Annotated in this window: 21 protein-coding genes; 8 read left to right on the forward strand and 13 right to left on the reverse strand. The window is 58.1% G+C overall.

Translation table 11 applies throughout. The features are described from left to right. Window positions 1-129: 129 nt before the first annotated feature. Both FHX15_RS28070 and FHX15_RS28075 read right to left on the reverse strand, forming a co-directional pair. Window positions 130-549: a glyoxalase/bleomycin resistance/extradiol dioxygenase family protein gene (locus FHX15_RS28070; RefSeq protein ID WP_184401627.1), complete on the reverse strand. Its 420-nt coding sequence runs from the start codon at window positions 547-549 to the stop codon at window positions 130-132. Window positions 550-659: 110 nt separating this feature from the next. Next, window positions 660-890, reverse strand: a complete 231-nt coding sequence (locus FHX15_RS28075) for a hypothetical protein (RefSeq protein WP_007824784.1) — start codon at window positions 888-890, stop codon at window positions 660-662. A 113-nt stretch (window positions 891-1,003) separates the two neighbouring features. Here FHX15_RS28075 and FHX15_RS28080 point away from each other — a divergent pair, with 113 nt between their 5' ends. Together FHX15_RS28080 and FHX15_RS28085 are read left to right on the forward strand one after the other, a co-directional pair. Beyond that, window positions 1,004-1,909 (forward strand): CoA ester lyase, encoded by a 906-nt coding sequence (locus tag FHX15_RS28080; protein WP_184401628.1) that lies wholly within the window; start codon window positions 1,004-1,006, stop codon window positions 1,907-1,909. After that, complete coding sequence (locus tag FHX15_RS28085; protein WP_184401629.1) at window positions 1,909-2,115, forward strand: DUF1737 domain-containing protein; 207 nt, start codon at window positions 1,909-1,911, stop codon at window positions 2,113-2,115. Before FHX15_RS28080 ends, FHX15_RS28085 begins: the two co-directional genes overlap by 1 nt. A 2-nt stretch (window positions 2,116-2,117) precedes the next feature. On the opposite strand, the gene FHX15_RS28090 is transcribed toward FHX15_RS28085, so the two are convergent. Continuing rightward, window positions 2,118-2,555, reverse strand: a complete 438-nt coding sequence (locus FHX15_RS28090; RefSeq protein WP_184401630.1) for a metallopeptidase family protein — start codon at window positions 2,553-2,555, stop codon at window positions 2,118-2,120. A 162-nt stretch (window positions 2,556-2,717) separates the two neighbouring features. On the opposite strand from FHX15_RS28090, the gene FHX15_RS31200 reads away from it, so the two are divergent. From FHX15_RS31200 to bfr, 5 genes are read left to right on the forward strand one after another with little or no spacing between them, the layout of a single operon-like run. Further along, complete coding sequence (locus FHX15_RS31200; RefSeq protein ID WP_246779114.1) at window positions 2,718-3,662, forward strand: ImuA family protein; 945 nt, start codon at window positions 2,718-2,720, stop codon at window positions 3,660-3,662. Further along, window positions 3,646-5,121: a DNA polymerase Y family protein gene (locus FHX15_RS28095; protein ID WP_281413834.1), complete on the forward strand. Its 1,476-nt coding sequence runs from the start codon at window positions 3,646-3,648 to the stop codon at window positions 5,119-5,121. Before FHX15_RS31200 ends, FHX15_RS28095 begins: the two co-directional genes overlap by 17 nt. Then, window positions 5,118-8,597, forward strand: coding sequence for an error-prone DNA polymerase (locus tag FHX15_RS28100; protein ID WP_184401632.1), 3,480 nt, complete (start codon window positions 5,118-5,120; stop codon window positions 8,595-8,597). The genes FHX15_RS28095 and FHX15_RS28100 overlap by 4 nt, the downstream gene beginning before the upstream one ends. Window positions 8,598-8,643: 46 nt before the next feature. Further along, complete coding sequence (locus FHX15_RS31205; RefSeq protein ID WP_409527040.1) at window positions 8,644-9,063, forward strand: (2Fe-2S)-binding protein; 420 nt, start codon at window positions 8,644-8,646, stop codon at window positions 9,061-9,063. Next, complete coding sequence (bfr, locus tag FHX15_RS28105) at window positions 9,029-9,514, forward strand: bacterioferritin (protein WP_027512212.1); 486 nt, start codon at window positions 9,029-9,031, stop codon at window positions 9,512-9,514. The genes FHX15_RS31205 and bfr overlap by 35 nt, the downstream gene beginning before the upstream one ends. Window positions 9,515-9,606: 92 nt before the next feature. Here bfr and FHX15_RS28110 read toward each other — a convergent pair whose 3' ends face one another. The 6 genes from FHX15_RS28110 to rsfS form a co-directional block, all read right to left on the reverse strand. Further along, window positions 9,607-10,140: an RNA pyrophosphohydrolase gene (locus tag FHX15_RS28110; RefSeq protein ID WP_184401633.1), complete on the reverse strand. Its 534-nt coding sequence runs from the start codon at window positions 10,138-10,140 to the stop codon at window positions 9,607-9,609. Between the two features lie 12 nt (window positions 10,141-10,152). Then, window positions 10,153-11,352: a divergent polysaccharide deacetylase family protein gene (locus FHX15_RS28115; RefSeq protein WP_184401634.1), complete on the reverse strand. Its 1,200-nt coding sequence runs from the start codon at window positions 11,350-11,352 to the stop codon at window positions 10,153-10,155. Between the two features lie 75 nt (window positions 11,353-11,427). Then, a complete protein-coding gene (locus FHX15_RS28120) occupies window positions 11,428-12,750 on the reverse strand; it encodes a S41 family peptidase (protein WP_184401635.1) in 1,323 nt (440 codons plus the stop codon). After that, window positions 12,740-14,143: a murein hydrolase activator EnvC gene (locus tag FHX15_RS28125; protein ID WP_184401655.1), complete on the reverse strand. Its 1,404-nt coding sequence runs from the start codon at window positions 14,141-14,143 to the stop codon at window positions 12,740-12,742. The genes FHX15_RS28120 and FHX15_RS28125 overlap by 11 nt, the downstream gene beginning before the upstream one ends. 156 nt (window positions 14,144-14,299) lie before the next feature. Continuing rightward, window positions 14,300-14,782, reverse strand: coding sequence for a 23S rRNA (pseudouridine(1915)-N(3))-methyltransferase RlmH (rlmH, locus tag FHX15_RS28130; protein ID WP_184401636.1), 483 nt, complete (start codon window positions 14,780-14,782; stop codon window positions 14,300-14,302). Between the two features lie 117 nt (window positions 14,783-14,899). Further along, the gene (rsfS, locus tag FHX15_RS28135; protein WP_184401637.1) at window positions 14,900-15,343 is read right to left on the reverse strand and encodes a ribosome silencing factor; all 444 of its coding nucleotides are present in this window, start codon (window positions 15,341-15,343) and stop codon (window positions 14,900-14,902) included. 209 nt (window positions 15,344-15,552) lie between these two features. On the opposite strand from rsfS, the gene FHX15_RS28140 reads away from it, so the two are divergent. After that, window positions 15,553-15,930, forward strand: a complete 378-nt coding sequence (locus FHX15_RS28140) for a winged helix-turn-helix domain-containing protein (protein WP_184401638.1) — start codon at window positions 15,553-15,555, stop codon at window positions 15,928-15,930. Here the strand turns inward: FHX15_RS28140 and modC are convergent, their stop codons facing one another. The 4 genes from modC to FHX15_RS28160 all read right to left on the reverse strand — a co-directional run bounded on the left by modC (window position 15,931) and on the right by FHX15_RS28160 (window position 19,655). After that, window positions 15,931-17,001, reverse strand: a complete 1,071-nt coding sequence (modC, locus tag FHX15_RS28145) for a molybdenum ABC transporter ATP-binding protein (RefSeq protein ID WP_184401639.1) — start codon at window positions 16,999-17,001, stop codon at window positions 15,931-15,933. Further along, on the reverse strand, window positions 16,998-17,699 hold the full coding sequence (gene modB, locus FHX15_RS28150) for a molybdate ABC transporter permease subunit (protein ID WP_184401640.1): 702 nt from the start codon (window positions 17,697-17,699) through the stop codon (window positions 16,998-17,000). Before modB ends, modC begins: the two co-directional genes overlap by 4 nt. A gap of 75 nt (window positions 17,700-17,774) precedes the next feature. Further along, window positions 17,775-18,566 carry a molybdate ABC transporter substrate-binding protein gene (gene modA / locus FHX15_RS28155; RefSeq protein WP_184401641.1) on the reverse strand — a complete coding sequence of 264 codons (792 nt, stop codon included), beginning with the start codon at window positions 18,564-18,566 and terminating at the stop codon, window positions 17,775-17,777. A 489-nt stretch (window positions 18,567-19,055) separates the two neighbouring features. Beyond that, window positions 19,056-19,655 (reverse strand): nicotinate-nucleotide adenylyltransferase, encoded by a 600-nt coding sequence (locus tag FHX15_RS28160; RefSeq protein ID WP_246779119.1) that lies wholly within the window; start codon window positions 19,653-19,655, stop codon window positions 19,056-19,058. Window positions 19,656-19,660: the final 5 nt, after the last annotated feature.

Below are 19,660 nucleotides of genomic sequence, written 5' to 3' on the forward strand. Positions count from 1 at the left end.
CTATGCTCCATTTCAGCAAAACGTACTTCTGAACTTGCATCTATTCCAGTTTTCCGCCGAAATGAAGAAGAATCTTTCGCCGATGCAGGCCAAGCGACTTTCGCGCGGCCTGCTGATTGTGCGAATTGCTCACTTGGACGGCGCGTTCAAGCCCCAGAGGACGCCGAACGGATCGCGAAGCTGGCCGTAGCGGTCGCCCCAGAACATCAGTTCGACCGGCATGACGACTTCGGCACCGGCAGCAACAGCCCGGTCCCACCAGAAGTCGATATCGTCGATAACCAGCTGGATGCCAAAACCCTCGTGGCCTTTGAAGGGGTGGCCATATTCCGGATAGGCGTCCGACAGCATCAGCGAGCTGCCGTTAATATAGAGGTGTACATGCATCGTACGGCCACTCTCGTCTGGCGGCACGATATAAGCCTGTTCGGCGCCGAAAGCCTTCTTGTAGAATTCCGCAGCCTTAACCGCGCCATCAACCGTTAGATAGGGAAGCAGGCCATTCTTGACCGGCGGCATCTTGGCCTGGTTGCTCTCCATCGCGTCCATGCTCGTCCTCCATTCGTTTTTGAAGTGCCGGCTGAATGCTCGGCTGCTTCAAGGACGTAGCATGGGAGTGTGAGCCGACAATGTCGGTCAGAATTTTCAGCGAAAAGCGATCAGAGATCGATGATGGTGCCGCGACCGTCGTTCCAGATGCGCATTTCGCGCTTGCCGTCAGCGCGGGCGCGAACGGGGGCGGGCTTCATCTTCATCGAAAGGGCGCGGCCGACCATGAGCACGGTCAGGATGCCGCCAACGGCGAGCGTGACCGAAAAGGTAAGAAGCAGCATGGCCACGAAAACGGTGGCGCCGGCGAGCATGAAGAAGATGGAACGAATGTTCTGCATTGATTGGAGACCTTTCTACGGAAAGGAATGTGGTCCTTCTTTTTCCTCTCTGCAAGACAAGCATGGCTTTTTGTTGTCTTGCCGGGCTTTGCAAAGCTTGGCACTAATGTTTCATGAGCAGAACACCACCTCTTCGTTCCCTGCGTCTGCGCCGCTCGGTGCTGAGTGTACCCGCCGTCAACGTGCGTGCGCTCGAAAAGACCCGTTCCCTTGATTGCGATGCGATTATTTTCGATCTGGAGGATTCTGTCGCCCCAGGGAAGAAGGCGGAAGCGCGCGACAATCTGAAGGCGGTTTTTGCCGCGCCGCCGCTTGAGGGCAAGGAGAGGATCATCCGCATCAACTCTTTGTCATCCGGCCTGGGGCTGGCCGACCTCGAGTTGGTCAAGGCATTGTCGCCCGATGCCGTTCTCTTGCCCAAGGTGGACGAGCCGCAGGACGTGATGGCCATTGGTGATCTGCTTGCCGAGGCCTATTCGCCAGAGGAATTGCGTATCTGGGCGATGATCGAAACGCCGCGCGGCGTGCTGAATGCCGCGGCGATTACCGAATCCGGCCGCACACCAGGATCGCGGCTCGATTGTCTCGTCGTCGGTCTCAACGATTTGCGTAAGGAAACAGGGATTCTCCCGCAGACCGGGCGGACCTATCTCGTGCCGTGGCTGATGCAGGTCATTCTGGCGGTCAAGGCCTATGGGCTCGATGCGCTCGATAGCGTCTTCAACGATTTCCAGGATGCTGAAGGTTTCAATGCCGAATGCAGACAGGGCCGGGGCATGGGTTTTGCAGGCAAGATGTTGATCCATCCAGCGCAGATCGAAGCCGCCAACCGGTATTTTGGGCCGAGCGCAGAAGAGATCGCGGAGGCGGAGGCAATCATTGCCGCCTTTGCCGACCCGGCCACAGAAGGGCTCAACGTCATTAACGCGAACGGACGGATGATCGAACGGCTGCATCTTGTCCAGGCTGAAGCTCTGGTCCATAAAGCTCGCCTGATTTCTGCAAGAAAGCCTGCCTGATGAAACTCTACCGCTTCCTGACTGGTGCCGACGACGCTTCCTTCTGCCACAAGGTGACTGCGGCGCTGAACAAGGGCTGGTCGCTATCCGGCTCGCCCACCTACGCATTCAACGCCGCGACCGGCGAGATGCAGTGCGGCCAGGCGGTCGTCAAAGAGGTCGAGGGCAAGGATTATGACCCGGACATGAAACTGTCCGAGCAATAAGGTCAGCGTTCGGCCGCTTCTTCGGCACTTGCCTCGATGCGTTCCATGTCATCGTCGCTGAGGCCGAAGTGGTGGCCAATTTCATGGATCAGCACATGGGTGATGATGTCGCCCAAAGTCTCGTCGTTTTCCGCCCAGTAATCGAGGATCGGACGGCGATAGAGGCGGATGCGGTTCGGCATCTCGCCGGTTTCCACGGTAAAACGCTCCGAAATGCCGCGGCCCTCGAAAAGGCCGAGCAGGTCGAAGGGCGTTTCCAGCGCCATATCCTCGAATATTTCGTCATCGGGAAAGTCTTCGATCTCGATGGTCAGATTGGTCGTCAGCTTGCGAAATTCGTCCGGCAAGTGGCTATATGCCTCCATTGCCAACGACTCGAAGGCGCTGATCGTCGGCGCGTGGCGATCCCGCCAATCATCGCTCTGGTCTATCTGGGCCATGAATATTCCTTCCTTTGCCGGCCCATATAGAACCTTTATCGTCGATTTTCGAGTGCGGAATCAAAGGCAGGAATAAATTCTTATAAAATGCCGGTTGACTCTCTATTAGAGCTCTGGAATCTATAAGAACATAACAGGAACAAGACGAATGGAGAGACCGCCATGGCGCAGATCGCCCTGGCGCGCGAGCGGCTTTTTGCGCTCCGCGAAACCATTGCCCGACTGGAAGGAAAGCCCGCGCCGGTGCTTGCTGCAGCCGAGCGTGAAGCCTTGGCAGAAGGGCGCGAAATGCGGCAGGAGCGTACGTCGCCGCGCCTGTCTTTCGGTGTGGAACTGTTTGATGACGCTCTGGAAGGCGGTCTGCAGCTCGATGCGATCACTGAATTCCGTGCGGCGAGTTCCCGTGATGTCGGGGCGGCAAGCGGTTTAGCGATGGCTATAGCGGCGCGCAAGCAAAGACAGGAAGAAGATGCCGGCAAGGCTTTGCCGCTACTCTGGATCGGTGATGCGGTCGGCACATTGGAGGCAGGTCGCCCCTATGCACCGGGGCTTAAGGATTTCGGGCTGAAGCCGGAACTGTTTTTTCATGCCGCGCCGCGCAAGCTGGAAGATGCGCTCTGGCTGGCGGAGGCTGCTATTGAGAGTGCCGCTTTCTCGACGGTTGTCTTCGAAGTGCGCGGCAACCCTTTGCATTTCGGTTTAACGGAAAGTCGCCGGCTCAGCCTTAGGGCGCGTGCCGTCCGCCGTCCGCTTTTTCTTATCCGTCAAGCAGGGGAGGAGGAGGCGAGCAGCGCTGCCTTGCGCCTGCATGTCGAGCCGGCGCCGTCAAACACGCGGCCGTTGCCAGATGGATCAAAACTTTCCGGCAGCATCGGCAATCCGATTTTTCGTCTCACGCTGGAGAAGAGCCGCAATCCGGCCCCGCTCTCCTTTCTTCTGGAGTGGAATCCTCATGAACGTGAATTTCTCCCTGTCAGCGAACCAAGCTTCGCTCGGCCTCCAGGCAAACAGTCAGCGCATTCTGGCGCTCAGCTTTCCGCATCTGGCGACAGACCGCATCGCGCGCAGGCGATGGGGGCTCTCCTGGCGCTTGAAAGGGCGTCCTGAGAAGCCGCCGATCGTCTGTTCCGGCAAGCTTAACAATGCCATGCGGCTGACGGCGCTGGACGAATTCGCCGAAAAGCTGGGACTGAGGAAGGAACAGGGCGTTGCCGAAGCGCGCGCCATGTATCCGGCGCTCGATGTCGTGGAAGAAGACCCTGCAGCCGACCGCAGGCTGCTGGAGGCGATTGCAGATTGGTGCGACCGTTATACGCCGATGGTAGCGCTCGACGGCAAGGATGGGTTGTTTCTCGATATTACCGGTTGTGCCCATCTCTTTGGCGGTGAAAGCGCGCTCCTGAGGGATATCCTGTCGCGGCTCTTCCATATGGGGCTCGATGCACGGGGAGCGATCTCCTCGTCGCCCGGCCTTTCCTGGGCCGTCTCTCGTTTTGGGCAGGGTGGTGTCGTGGAGGATGAGGAGACGGAACGCGTGCTGATGCCGCTGCCTGTTGCAGCTTTGCGGCTGGAAGAACAGACCGTCGATGCCCTGAAGAAACTCGGCCTCAAATATCTCGGTGACGTCATTCATGCACCGCGGGCACCGCTGACCCGCCGCTTCGGGTCGACGCTGCTTCTGCGTCTCGATCAGGCGCTGGGTCGTGAGGAAGAGCCGATCTCTCCCCGCCGCCCCGTCGCCAGTCTCTCGTCCGAACGCCGTCTGGTCGAGCCGATTGGAACGGAAGAACAGATTCTTGCCGTCGCCGGACAGGCTGCCATATCGCTGAAACCGTCCCTGGAGGCGCGCGGTGCTGGTGGGGGGGGTTTCGAACTGGTGTTGTTCCGTGTGGATGGCAAGGTGTTTCGCATTTCCGTGGGTGCCTCCCGGCCGCTTCGCGATCCGAAGCTCATTGCGGGATTATTTTCCGAGCGGCTACAGGTGATCTATGATGATATCGACGCCGGCTATGGTTTTGAGATCCTGCGCCTGAATGTCCTGCGGCATGAGCCGTTCCATGATGCGCAGGGCGACTTCGAAGGCGATCGGCAGGGGGAAATTTCGCTTTCGAGTTTTATCGATCGTGTTGCGGCGCGGCTTGGCCCGGATTGTCTGCAAAGCTTCCAGCTTCGCGAGAGCCATGTGCCGGAGCGCGCCGTGATTACTGTGCCGGCAATGGAGAGCCTTCCGGCTCGGCGCAAGGTGGAGCAGGACAGTGCCCTTCCCTTCCGCGAGGAGCGCCCTCTGCGACTCTTTGCAACGCCGGAACCAGTAGAGGTTGCATTTGCCGAAGTGCCTGACGGTGCACCGCAGATTTTCCGTTGGCGACGTTTGCTGCATCAAGTGGCAAAGAGCGAAGGGCCGGAACGGATCGCCATGGAATGGTGGATCGATGGAGACGATGCCGAAACGCGGGATTATTTCCGGATCGAGGACGAGGCCGGTCACCGCTTCTGGATCTATCGCCGGGGTCTTTATGGAGACAGCCCCGATCCTCGCTGGTTCATGCATGGGGTCTTTGCATGAAGCCCGAACCCGCATTTTTCGAAATCGGCGCGAAGACGAATTTTTCGTTCCTGGAAGGTGCTTCGAAACCTGAAGAGATGGTCGTGCAGGCCGCTTTTTTGAAGCTTGGCGGTCTCGGTATTGCTGATCGCAATTCGGTTGCCGGCGTGGTGCGGGCTCATGCGCAGGCACAGCAGCTTGAGGAGAGATACAAGAACAAGGATGCCATCTTAGCCGAGGCAGAGAAGAAGGGAAAACCAGAGATCATTCTCGATCCCATCCGGGTTCAGCCGGGCGCCCGTCTCGTCTTTTCCGATGAAACGCCTGATATCCTTGCCTATCCGCGGAACCGGAAAGGTTGGGCAAATCTCTGCCGCCTGCTCAGCGCCGGAAACCTGAAGGAAGAAGCTGTCAAGGGAACCTGTATCCTGACGGAAGCGGAGCTCATGGAATGGGGCGACGAGATGATGCTTGCTCTCGTCCCCAACCGAGCCGTCGTGAATGACCCAACCAAGCAGTTGGAACTCGAAAACTATTTGCAGCGGTTTCGCAAACGCTTCCGCAAAGCATTTTTCATCGCATTGTCGCCGGTCTATGACGGCCGCGACCGACAAGCTTTTGCAGTGCTTGCCATGATTGCTGCTCACAATCGAGTGCCGCTGATTGCAACCAATCAACCACTCTATCATCATCCTGAGCGCCGGCCGCTTTCGGATGTCGTGATCGCAATCCGGGAGCACGTGCAGATATCGGAAGCCGGATTCCTCTTGGCGCCGAATGGAGAGCGCTATCTTAAAGATTCACGTGAAATATCTAGGCTCTTCCGGGATTATCCTGACGCGATCGAGAACACGCAGCTGTTCTTCAACAAGCTGAGTTTTTCGCTAAACGAGTTGAAACACAATTATCCCCCTGAAAACGATCCTGGTGAAACGCCGCAGGATACACTCGAAAGATTGACGCGCGCGGGAGCAGCAAAGCGCTATCCCGGCGGTGTTCCTCCTGAAGTAGCAAAGCAGATCGATTACGAGCTGAACCTAATCAGCGAGAAGAAATATGCTTCCTATTTCCTGACGGTTCACAAGATCATCCATCATGCCCGTTATGATCTCAAGGTTCTCTGCCAGGGACGAGGTTCGGCGGCCAATTCGGTTATCTGCTACTGCCTCGAGATCACGGAAGTCGATCCCACAAAGACCACGCTTCTATTCGATCGGTTCATTTCGATGGATCGGGACGAGCCACCGGATATCGATGTCGATTTCGAGCATGAACGGCGGGAAGATGTCATTCAGTCCATTTATAAAAGATATGGCCATGATCACGCGGGACTGACGGCCGCCGTCACCAGCTATCGTACCCGTTCGGCCGGCCGTGAGGTCGCCAAGGCCTTCGGTTTGTCAGAGGATGTTCAATCGGCGATCAGCAGTCTCGTCTGGGGCTGGTCCGAAGACAATCTCTCGGAACGGGATGCGAAAGCGGCTGGCCTCGATATGAAGGATTCGGTGACACGAAATGTACTGAAATATGCCTCCGAGCTTCTCAGTTTTCCTCGTCATCTTACTCAGCATGTCGGCGGTTTCGTCATCACCCGTGACCGGCTGGATGAAGTTGTACCGATTATGAAGACAGCAATGCCCAAACGTTACATGATCGAATGGGATAAAGATGACCTCGACAATGTCCAAATTCTCAAGGTCGATATTCTGGCGCTTGGCATGCTGACTTGCTTACGCAGGGCCTTTACGCTGCTTGAACTGCATTACGATGTTAAAAAGACCCTCGCCGATCTCGGCAATAAAGAGCACGGGGAGGAGGGTGAACCGGTTTACGATATGATGGGTCGGGCTGATACGCTTGGCGTTTTCCAGATCGAAAGTCGGGCGCAGATGAGTATGCTGCCGCGCCTGAAACCGAGAATATTTTACGACCTTGTCATCGAGGTGGCCATCGTCCGGCCAGGACCGATTCAGGGAGATATGGTGCATCCATATTTGAAGCGTCGAGAGCTACGGAATAAGAATCTTCCAATCGAATATCCCAGCGAGGAACTTAGGACTGTTCTTGAAAGAACCCTTGGGGTTCCCCTGTTCCAGGAACAGGCCATGCAGATTGCCATCACCGCAGCTGGCTTCAAGCCGGCCGAAGCCGATCGGCTTCGAAGATCAATGGCGACATTCAAAAGAACTGGCACGATCGATAGCTTCGAAGAGCGGTTCGTGGATGGAATGGTCGAAAGGGGATATGATCATGAATTTGCAAAGCAATGCTTTAACCAAATCAAGGGCTTCGGTGAATACGGCTTTCCGGAAAGCCATGCAGCTTCTTTCGCGCTGCTCGTCTACGCCTCCTCTTGGTTGAAGGCATATTATCCCGACGTCTTCTGTGCCGCGATGCTGAACTCACAGCCGATGGGCTTTTATGCGCCGGCGCAGCTGGTGCGGGATGCACGCGAACATGGCGTTAAAATCCTGCCGGCCGATATTAATTACTCGGATTGGGAATGTACCCTTGAAGAAGCGGTTTTTGACCGAGCAAGTGTCGATTTTCGTCACAGCGAGATGCGAGAAGTCATCAAGTCTCGCCATGCTGTGCGGCTCGGTCTTCTGCAGATCAAGGGAGTCTCCGATGACGATATGAAGAAGCTCGTTGAGAACCGTCGCGAGGGTTACCATTCTGTGCGTGATCTTTGGCTGCGCTCCGGCTTGCAGAAATCCGTCATTGAACGGCTGGCGGATGCAGATGCTTTTCAATCCATCGGGCTATCACGACGTCAGGCGTTGTGGGCGGTGCGAGCGCTGGATGTGAAAAGCGCGGCCGAAGAATTGCCGCTTTTTGAGACTGTTCGTCACATCGATCTTCAGCCTGAGCCGGCTGCCAAGCTCCCTGAGATGCTGCCGGGTGAACAGGTCATCGAGGATTACCGCTACCTGTCCTTATCTTTGAAAGGGCACCCTGTTTCCTTCCTGCGTGAAGAGCTAGGCAGGGCAGGTGTGACACGCAATGTCGATTTGCTTCGCGTTGCGAATGGGAGGCGCGTGATCATCGCGGGGTTGGTGCTGGTGCGTCAGCAGCCGGGTTCCGCGAACGGTGTGATCTTCATGACGCTGGAGGATGAGACCGGTGTTGCCAATGCCATCGTCTGGAAGAAAATCTTCGAAAAATACCGCGCCGTGGTCATGGGCGCGCGGCTCGTAAAGATCTATGGCAAATTACAAAGCCAGAGCGGCGTCATCCATACTGTGGTCGAACATATCGACGACGTGACACCGCTGCTCGGTATCCTCCAGCGGGAGGCCAAACGCTTTGGTGTCAGTGAGCGTTCGGACGAGGTTTTGCGTCCGCCGCAGGATCATCGGCAGCAGAAACAGGTCGATGCATCGGCAAAGGATGGGCTGGTCAGGAAGATCGCAGATGGACGATCGACGGGGAGGGCGAGGGATGGCGATATCGCTGAGACCGCAAGCGTGATGCCACGCGGACGGAATTTCCACTGATGATTGCCGGTATCCAGTGAGGATCCAGGCATAAGCTCTCCGAGGTGTGACGTTTAGCGCGAGGCATGAACGGGTTCGGTCGCGAATTTTCTTGACAGTTCCTATCTTCTTTTGCAGAAAACACGATAGTAAGTGTCATGTTTGGAATGAAGACGTGCTCGTCTGCAGTTGCAATTACATAACCGACAAGGAAATCCGGGACGTCATCAACAATCTTCTCGATGACGATTGCTGGCAGCTTATCGTTCCTGCGAAAGTCTATCACGCCATGGCCAAACGCGGCCGTTGCTGCGGCTGCTTCCCTAACGTTGTTGATATCATCATCCAGACAACCGAAGATTATCATGCCCGCCGCCACTCGACGGAGGCGGAAATGTTTGATTTCATGTCCCGCCTGAGAGAATTCCACGAAGAAAACAGGAGAGCGGACATTGAAAGGCGACAAAAAAGTCATCGAGCGGCTTAACGAGGCCCTGTTCTTAGAGCTTGGTGCAGTCAACCAGTATTGGGTTCACTATCGTCTCCTTGAAGACTGGGGTTACACCAAGCTTGCCAAAAAGGAGCGCGCCGAATCGATCGAAGAAATGCATCATGCCGACCGTCTGGTCGCACGTATCATCTTCCTCGAAGGCCATCCCAATCTGCAGACGCTGGCGCCGCTGCGCATCGGTCAGAATGTCAAGGAAGTTCTGGAAGCCGATCTTGCCGGCGAATACGACGCCCGTACCGCTTACAAGAAATCACGCGATATCTGTCATGATGCCGGCGACTATGTTTCCATGAAGCTTTTCGAAGAACTGCTGGCAGATGAGGAAGGCCATATCGACTTCCTCGAAACGCAGCTCGACCTGCTCGAGAAGATCGGCGAAGCGAAGTACGGTCAGCTCAACGCAGACTCGGCCAACGAGGCCGAATAATTCGCCATCGGCAATGTTATGTCAGCCGGTCGCCCCTGGGGCGGCCGGTTTCGTTTTGGGCGCCTTGATGAAGGTTTCAGCCGATGCGGTGATCAGTCTTCCGGGATCAAGCCGGAAAGGTGGCTGAATTCCGCGACGACCCGTTCATAGACGGCGCGCTTGAAGGGAACGATCAGGCCGGGCAGGTCTTCCATCTGCTTCCATTCCCAGGCATCGAATTCCGGTTCATGACCGCCCGGCGGCGGATTGATGGCTATCTCGCCTTCGTCGCCTTCGAAACGGAAGGCGAACCAGCGCTGCGTCTGGCCGCGATATTTGCCCCTTAGACCGATGCCGATCAACTGCGGCGGCAGGTCGTAATTGATCCAGTCTTTCGCTTCGGCGAGCAGTGTCACGGTTCTGATGCCGGTTTCCTCGTAGAGCTCGCGATAGGCTGCTTCCAGCGGGTCCTCGCCCTTGTCGATTCCGCCTTGGGGCATCTGCCATAGCTGCGGCGAGCCGTCATACTCGGAATTGCCGTCGGGAATGCGCCGTCCGGCCCAGACAAGGCCTTGGCGGTTCAGGATCATCACGCCGACGCAGGGGCGATAGGGTAAATCCTCGGCTCTTACGGTCGCCTGGCTCATGGTTCTCTCCGCTCAGGGATTCTTAGGATCATGGACGAGTGCTGCAACACCGACGATCTCGACGCCGCGCATGGTCGCTTCCTCGCTCCATTTGGAAATCGCGTCAATGCTCTCGTCGAAAGCCGAGGCAACGCCGATCGCCTGGCCGTTGCGTCGGGCTATGCGCTCCAGTTCATCGAGCTTTTGCAGAATGGCGTTCACATTGACCTGGCCGTCCAGTTGCAGGTCAGCGAAAGCGTAAGGAAGGTCCGTGCCCTTGGCGATCACAGCGGTCTTGGATTGCGCCGAAGTGCCGTCGTCGAGGAAGAGCAGCCCGCGCTTGCCAATATCCCGCATGACCGGCTCCATAGCCTTGGGATCGGAGAGGAAGCGTCCGCCCAGATAGTTCATGATACCGGTATAGTTGGTGATTTCGCCCATGGCTCGATGCAGGCTTTCGATGTTGCGCGCAACGGGCTTGGAGGTCAGAAGCGTATCCGGTCCCGGGTCATTCGCCGGATAATCGAATGGCTCCAGCGGCACTTGCAACAATATTTCATGGCCGCCGCGGCGAGCGTCCTGCATCCAGCGCTGCAGGCTGTACCCACTGGCGGCAAAGGCGAAAGTGATTTCCTCCGGCAATTGCTGTATCGCACGCTGGGTGCCGGTCTGGCTGAGGCCGAGACCGCTGAGCACGATGGCGATGCGGGTACCACGGGTGCCGGACCAGGGCCGCGCATATTGATCCATCGGCCGACGGCCATCGGAACTTGTAATCGGCAGGCGGCCGTAAGGCGTATCTTCGAGCAGATTATCATTGGGGATGGCCGCCATGCGGGGATCCTGGCCCATCTTCATGGCGTCGACCAAAACCGGGCCGCTACCGTCGCGCGGACGAGGGCTATATTTGGTGATGACGGAGCCGTCTCCTGTCACCATCCGTTCCACGTTGGCACCGGATTGTGGCTCGGAGCGTGGCATGCCGTTTGATGCCTGGCTGCCCGATGTCTGCGGCTGCTGAACCGTATCGGTCGGCGGGGCAGCTGACGTGTCTCGCGATGCCGGAGGCTTCGACTGCTCGAGGCCATCATTGCGAAATGCCGTGTAAAGGGAAAAGCCGCCCACCGCGACAAGGCAGATGCTCGCGGCAATCTGGCCGATCCGCAATATGCCGGGACGCTTGCGCGCTGCCTTGCGGTTGCGGCCTAGGGGTGCATGCAGGTCCGTTCCCAATTCCTTGCCCGCTCCAAAACCGGGAAACAGCAGAAAATCTCAAGGCCGGACAGGTGCCGGCCTTGAGAACGCTTATTACTTGGCGACGACGGCCTTTTCCGGGTCCGGCGGGAAGGACGGATCGGTCTTCTTGCCGCGCAACAGGTCGAGCGCATAGTTAAGCTGCACGTCGTCCTTTGGATCCGGCGGTACGTAGGCGACGGAACCCGAGCCTTCGTCCGTCTCGTTCTGGCCCTTGATGTGGCCCCGCAGGGCGGATTCGCCCTCGGTCACCATCTTGCCCTGAAGGTCGGCCGGAAGAGGCTCTTCCACCTTGATGTCAGGCGTAATGCCCGTGCCCTGGATCGAGCGGCCCGATGGCGTGTAGTAGAGCGCCGTCGTCAGGCGCAGCGCGCCGTTTTCGCCGAGCGGAATGATCGTCTGGACGGAGCCCTTGCCGAAGGAACGGGTGCCGAGGACGGTGGCGCGGCGTAGATCTTGCAGGGCGCCTGCAACGATTTCCGATGCGGAAGCCGAACCGCCGTTGATGAGGACGATGAGCGGCTTGTGGTCTGTCAGGTCGCCCGGACCGGCATTGAAGCGGCGAGTCTCATCCGGATTGCGGCCGCGAGTGGAAACCACTTCGCCGCGCTCCAGGAAAGCGTCGGAGACGTTGATCGCCTGATCGAGCAGACCGCCGGGGTTAAGACGCAAGTCAAGGACGAAGCCCTTGAGTTTGTCAGCCGGAACGGTCGCCTTGATCTTCTGGATTGCCTTTTCGAGATCCGGATAGGTTTTTTCGGTGAAGGAGATGACGCGCAGGTAGCCGACATCGTCCTCGACGCGAGACTTGACGGCCTGGACGGCAACGACGTCACGCACGATCGTCAATTCGATCGGTTTGTCGGCACCCTTGCGGATGAGCGTCAGCTTGATCGGCGTGTTGACGGCGCCGCGCATCTTCTCGACGGCGTCTTCAAGCTTCAGGCCGCGGACGGACTGGCCGTCGATTTCGGAAATATAATCGCCGGCGAGAACGCCAGCCTTGGCGGCAGGAGTGTCGTCGATCGGAGTGATGACCTTGACGAGTTCGTCTTCCATCGTGACTTCGATGCCGAGGCCACCGAACTCACCCTTGGTCTGGGTGCGCATGTCTTCGGCGTCCTTCGCATTCATATAGCTGGAATGCGGATCGAGCGAAGACAGCATGCCGTTGATGGCGCTCTCGATCAGCTTGTCTTCGGCCGGCGGCGTTACATATTGCGCACGCACGCGTTCGAAGACGTCACCGAATACCGAAAGCTCCTTATAAGTCGATGCTCCCGCCGCCTCTGCAGGCACGCCTGCGGAGTAAATGACGCTCATCGCGGTCGCGCCCATCAGTGCGCCGACCAAAACAAGAGAAGCCCTACGAATCATTGCGTGCCTTTCCGGTGTCTTTGGCGGTCCACCACGGTCGGGAATCGACCGGTTTACCGTCCTTTCGAAATTCAATGTAAAGCGTTGGCCGATCTGTTTCCAGCGCCAATGCGGTTGCGCTTGCCACTCTTTTCGCGCCCATCACAGCCAGAGGCTCGCCGGAGAAAACGAATTTTCCCTGGCGGGTGCTGATCGTATCCATGCCTGAGAGAACCAGGTGATATCCGTCGCCAGCATCCAGGATGATCATTTGGCCATAACTGCGGAAGGCGCCGGCATAGACCACCAGCCCATCGGCAGGGGCGGTTACTACCGTTTCCGGATTGGTCGCGACCGTCATCCCCATGGCCTCGTGTCCGGTGCCATCGGCATCGCCGAACTGGCGCAGAATATCGCCTGCCACAGGCAACTCCAGTTTCGCCTTCAACTCTCCGAAGGGATATGCGGGCGCAATACGGTTTTTATCGGGCACGCCGCTGTCGGCCAGGGCCTTCGCCTGGGCGCGCTGCTCGTCCGTCAGCAGCTTGCGATTCTCTTCCGCCTGCCTTGCGGCTGCGGCGGCTTCGCGTACAGAAGCGATCTCCGTTTCCATCGAGGCGACAAGGCTTTCGAGCGTCGTCGCCTTGCCTGCCAACTCCTGTGAACGCCGCTTCTCGGCCTCCAGCTCGGCGGCATTGGAGCGGCTCAGCTTGTCGTTTTCGGCAAGCAGCAGATCCATGCGCCGTTCCTCCTCCAGGCTGTTTGCCATGGTGGTGGCGAAATCTTCCTTCTCCTTGGCACTCGCCGTCTGCAGTGCCGAAAGATTGGCGAGATCCGCCGCGAGTTTCTCGGTCTCCTTGCGGATACCGGGTACCACGGCGCCGAGCAGAATGGCGCTACGAACGGAGCCAAGAGCATCCTCCGGGGTCACCAGAAGGGCAGGCGGTGGGTTCCTGCCCATACGCTGGAGGGCGGCGAGAACCTCAGCAAGAAGTCCACGGCGCTCGCGCAGGGAGCGGCGGATGCCGTCTTCCTTCACGCCAAGCTCGGCGAGCTTCTTTTCACTATTGAGGATCTTACCTTCCAGCGATTTACGGCGAGCGGCGGAATCGATCAGTGCCTGGCGTATGCTTGCCGTGTTCTTTTCGAGATTATCGATGCTGCTTTGGAGTTCAGTCACCTTATCGGAGGACAGGCTGATCGTCTTCGACAGCTGATCCAGTTCGGCCCTGGTCTCATCGCGCTTTTTCGCAAGTTCGGCAGCCGGATCAGGCGGCTGGCCGGCGGGCGCAGTAGGCGGAGCCGGTTCGACTGCGGGAGGCGTCGGAGCGTCCTGCGCCTGGACGGAAAATGAGTTGCCAGGACCGATAACGACGGTCGCACTCAGCCCTGCCGCTATGGCCGGCAGAAACAGGCGTGATCGCTTGGAGGCAGCTCTCGTCATGCGTGTCGGGGTTTGCTCTTTCAAATCGCCCGGGAACCTAAGCTGATTTTGGGGCTGTTGGCCAGAAAGTTTGAAGGAGAAGAAGCCTTGAGGCAAAACACGGCTGCGTGACCATTTCCGGCTGTATCAGACCCGGTGATAGGGATGGCCGGAGAGGATCGTTACGGCGCGATAAAGCTGTTCGGCAATAAGGGTTCGGACGATCTGGTGCGGCCACGTCATCTTACCGAGGCAGAGCGTCACATCGGCGCGGTCGTAGAGGGAGGGATCAAGACCATCGGCGCCGCCGATTGCAATCGTCAGATCGCGCTTGCCCTGATCGCGATAACCGCCGAGCAGATTGGCGAAGCCTTCGCTGTCCAGAGCCTTACCGCGTTCATCGAGCAGAATGAGGACGCTGCCGTCTGCAAGAGACTTCAGCAGCATGGCCGCTTCCTCACGCTTACGGGTCTCCGCGTTAGAGGCGCGGCTTTCGGCCACTTCGGCAATACGGGAAAACTCCAGACCGACCGCGGGACCGGCCTTTGCAAAGCGGTCGAAATAACGGGCCGCAAGATCTTTTTCGGGGCCGGACTTGAGCCGTCCCACCGCAAAAAGACCAATCCGCATTCATCCGCTCCTGCTATGCCGCCCTTTGGAAGCACAATCTAAACTTACCGGCCAGCTATCGAAGCCGGCTCGGTCAGTTACCACGATTCAAGCGCCGGACGGATGTCGGGCTGCCTGTCAGTGCCGCGTTTCCTCGTCCATATCCGGAGCTGCCCACATCCTTTCGATGTTGTAGAACTCGCGGATTTCGGGACGGAACACATGCACGATGATGTCACCGGTGTCGATCAGGATCCAGTCACCACCTTCCTGACCTTCGACGCGGGCAGTACCGAAGCCCTCATCCTTGAGATCAGTCAGAAGATGATCGGCGATCGCCATGACATGCCTGTTCGAGCGTCCGGAGACGACGACCATGTAGTCTCCCAGCGCCGATTTTCCAGCAATGTTGATGGTGACGATATCTTCAGCTTTGGAATCCTCGAGGCTTGCGAGGACGGCTTCCAGAGCACGGGCGGCGGCATCGGCGCCACGTTCCGCACCCTTCGGGATAACGGCGAGCGTTTTTCCCTTGGCGTGTACTGTTGTCAGTGCTTTCCCTTTCCTGGAATGACAAACCATGCACAACACAAATCCGGCGCAACCGGATCATGGTTAAGATAGGCATCAAACCGTTAACGTTTCAAGACGCGGCGCAGCATGCGGACGGCCGAAAGCCGTATTTGGCGTCACGAAATTGAGATTTCGACCCTTGGTCGACATGGAGGAGTTGTGTACAGCGTCTGTCGCGGAGCGTAAAGTATCGATAATTCCTGCAAATTCCGAACGATATGACCGAAACCGCCAAAAATCCGCTTACACCCGTTCTGCGAATCACCTTTCCCGATGACGATCGCCTCGGCCACGGCAAGATGGAGCTGCTCGAACATATCCGCGAGACCGGGTCGATCTCCGCGGCAGGCCGCGCAATGGACATGTCGTATCGTCGCGCCTGGATGCTGGTGGCCGATATGAATCGCATGTTCAAGGCCCCGGTGGTGGAATCGCAGCGCGGCGGCCAAAAGGGCGGAGGCGCGGTGCTGACGCCTTTCGGCCAAGAACTGCTGGCGCGTTTTCGCGAGATGGAAAAGACCGTGCAGGCTAGCCTAGCCGACGATCTCGCCTGGCTGCAGAACAAGCGCAATCTCCAACAGAACTGCCGGGGCTGATCAGGCTTCCAGCGCAACCGTCTTGATGACTGCGAAGGCCGGTATGCCGTGGCGCAGGCCCAGGCGCTCGCAGGAGAGCGCGGTGATACGCGAAAGCACAGCGTCGCCGGCGCAATCGAGGCGGATTTCTACAGTGCCATCCTCGGCCGGCGAAAGCTCAACGATGGTGCACCCCAAGATGTTGAGGGCGCTCAAGCCCTCCGGTTTCTGCGTCGCCAGCATTACGTCGCGCGCAGGGATGCGGATGCGCACGGACTTGCCGGCAGCCGGCGCAATACCCGGCACATAGAGCCGGCCGGATTTCAGCAGAATCGTTGTGATCCGGTTGGCTGTATCGATGGTTTCGACTGCGCCTTCCAGCACGACGCTCGCCTCCCGTCGGTCTTCCGGGAGCATCGACGAGCGACTGAGGACTTTAGTCGTCGGACCTGCTGCCTCTACCCTGCCGTCGCGCATGACCACGACCTGATTTGCCAGGCGTGCGACTTCCGCAATCGAGTGGCTGACATAGACGATCGGAATATCCATCTCGTCCCGCAGGCGTTCGAGATAGGGCAGGATTTCGGTCTTTCGGGCTTCATCGAGGGCGGCTAGCGGTTCATCCATCAACAGCAGACGCGGCGAGGACAGCAGCGCACGGCCGATGGCGACGCGCTGTTTCTCACCGCCCGAGAGTTTGGATGGGCTGCGGGCGAGCAATTCATCAATACCGAGCAAGTCGATGACGTGGTCGAAATTTTCGAAACGCGCCGATTTCGGAGCGAACCAGCGACCATAAGAGAGGTTGGCCCGGACGCTCAGGTGGGGAAAGAGCCGCGCCTCCTGGAACACATAACCGAAACGGCGGCGATGGCGGGGAACGAAGATGCCCTTCGTGGTATCCGTCAGTGTTTCGCCATCGAGCAGGACACGACCGTCGATCGGGCGGGTAAGGCCGGCGATGATGCGGATGACAGAGGTCTTGCCGGAGCCGGAGCGGCCGAAAAGGGCTGTCACGCCGCGCTCCGAGGTGAATGCGGCATCGAGGCCAAAGGCACCGAGGCGATGTCTTGCTTCGACAATCAGCGTCATTCCGGATCGATCCTTCTGCCAACGAGATAGGCGAGGAACTCCGAAGCGAGGAGGGCGAGCATGGAAATCACGATGGAAACGACGGTAAGCCGCATGGCGCCGGCATCACCGCCCGGCACCTGGGTAAAAGTGTAGATGGCGGCCGACAGCGTCTGTGTTTCGCCGGGAATGTTGGAGACGAAAGTGATTGTGGCGCCGAACTCGCCCATGGCTTTGGCAAAGCAGAGGATCATACCGGCGATGATGCCGGGAATGGTGAGCGGCAGCGTGATTGTCAGGAAGATCCAAGCTGGGCTCGCGCCAAGCGTCCCGGCCGCTTCCTCTAGCTTGCGGTCGACGGCTTCGATGGAGAGACGGATGCTGCGCACCATCAACGGAAAACCCATGACGCCGCAGGCAAGTGCAGCGCCCGTCCAGCGGAAGGAGAGCACGATGCCGAGATATTGATCGAGCAGGCTGCCGATCGGGCCGCGGCGCCCAAAAAGTATAAGGAGAATGAAGCCGGTGACGACGGGCGGCAGGATCAGCGGCAGGTGAACGACGCCATTGAGAAGCGACTTGCCCCAGAAGCGGCCGCGGGCAAGCAGCAGGGCAACAAGAATGCCGAACGGCAGGCTCGCCACCATGGCGACGAAGGAAACGCGCAGGCTCAGCAGAATCGCCGTCAATTCCTCGTCGCGCAAACCGAACATATTCAAACGTCATCTTCTCCGAAATATCGAAGGTCCGCCGAAGCGAGCCTTCACGCTAAGCTGTAGGCGTTAATTGCGTAGTTATTTCAGGATCGTGAAGCCTTGTGCAGTAAAGAATGGGGCCGCCCTATCCGACTTCAGGAAGCCGAGATAGCCAGCGGCATCCGGGTTCTTGCTCTCAGCGAGCAGAGCGATCGGATAGATGATCGGCGGGTGGGAATCGGCCGGGAAGGTGCCGACGATCGCGACACCCTTATCGGCCGCCGCATCGGTCTGGTAGACGATGCCGTAAGGCGCTTCGCCGCGGGAGACGAAGGTGAGTGCGGCACGTACACTTTCCGCATAAGCAACTTTGCTTTCGACAGACTTCCAGACGCCGAGCTTATCGAGCGCGGTCTGACCATATTTGCCGGCCGGAACCGACTTCGGATCGCCCATGGCGAGCTTGCCATCCCCGAGGAGGCCGACGAGATCAAAGCCTGACTTGATTTTAACCGGCTTCTGATTGCCGTTTTCGGCGATCAGGACGAGGCGATTGCCGAGCAGGTTGAAGCGGGTGTCCGGCTTGATCAGCTTCTTGTCGGCGACGTAATCCATCCAGTTCAGATCTGCGGAGATGAAGACATCGGCCGGGGCGGCATTTTCGATCTGCTTGGCAAGCGCCCCGCTTGCCGCATAGGAGACGACCGCTTCCTTGCCGCTTTCCTTCGCCCAGGCTGCGTTGGCGGCGTCGAGCGCGTCCTTCAGGCTTGCGGCCGCGAAGACGGTGACTTTCTCGGCGGCGGCGACAGGCCTAGAAAGCGCTGTTGCGCCGAGCCATATGGCCGAAATCGCGGCAGCTGCCAGTTTCATCCAATGGCGGCGGTTATGCATGATCTTCTCCCCAGCTTCGAAATATCTGAACGGATATAGCGGTAGGGAAGGTTTGGCTAGGGTTGTGTTTCATAAAATATAACGGCGGCGAAAGGATAATTTGCCGCGCTGCCTACTCACACATTCGTGAGATGCATGGCTCTTAGCGAGCCGGAAATCACTGAGGCAAAAATTCTGCCATCGTTGAGGCAAATAGCGAGGCGAGACACTGGTGGTTTTGGAATCAATCTGTTTTTGCTAATTAAAATGGCATCCAATGCCGTTCTAGCGCCGCAAGGTTTGCATTCCATGCATTGCTGCAATGCAGTGATATATATTCACCTTCTGAACAAATGTGATAAAACGCAATCATCCGACGGCTTCTCCTCCTCCCATAGCCGTCCGATAGGATCGGCAACACTCCTCCTCCCAGTTGTCGGTCAAGTTTTAAGCCCGACGCACCTCCTCCCGCGTCGGGCTTTTCATTTCTGAAACTTCCAAACGAACCGATTATTCCGCTGCCTTGTGCTGGTCGCCGTTGCGGATGGCTGTCGAGCTCAAGGTGGAGCGTGGACCGTGAATGAAAGTCCAGGCCGGCACCGGCTTCTTCCAGAGAACTCGGGCATCATCTTCATCGATGCGAGCAAAGGCAAAGGTCTTGGCCATTTTCGAGGAAAGGTAAGAGAGCGTCGAGCCCGGCCGGTCGATCACGGCGATCGGGAAGGTGCGCGCGATATTCTGCCATTTCTGCCAGCGATGAAAATTTTCCATGCTGTCGGCGCCCATGATCCAGATGAAATGCACATGCGGATTGCGGGCTTTCACGCGGGCAAGCGTATTGGCCGTGTAGCTGACGCCAAATGCCTGTTCGAAGGCTGTAACCTTGATATGCGGGTCGGTGGCGATCGCCTCGCTGCGCGCGATGCGCTCCGAAAGCGGTGCCAGGTGATTGCGGCTCTTCAGCGGATTGCCGGGCGTCACCATCCACCAGAGCTGATCCAGCCCCAAGCGGCGGATGGCGATTTCGGCGACAAGGGCATGGCCCTCATGCGGCGGATTGAAGGAGCCGCCGAATAGACCGACGATCATGCCGCGTTCGCTATGCGGCATGCGGA

Origin of the sequence: Rhizobium sp. BK650 (assembly GCF_014195325.1) — a bacterium.
Classification (GTDB): Bacteria; Pseudomonadota; Alphaproteobacteria; order Rhizobiales; family Rhizobiaceae; genus Rhizobium.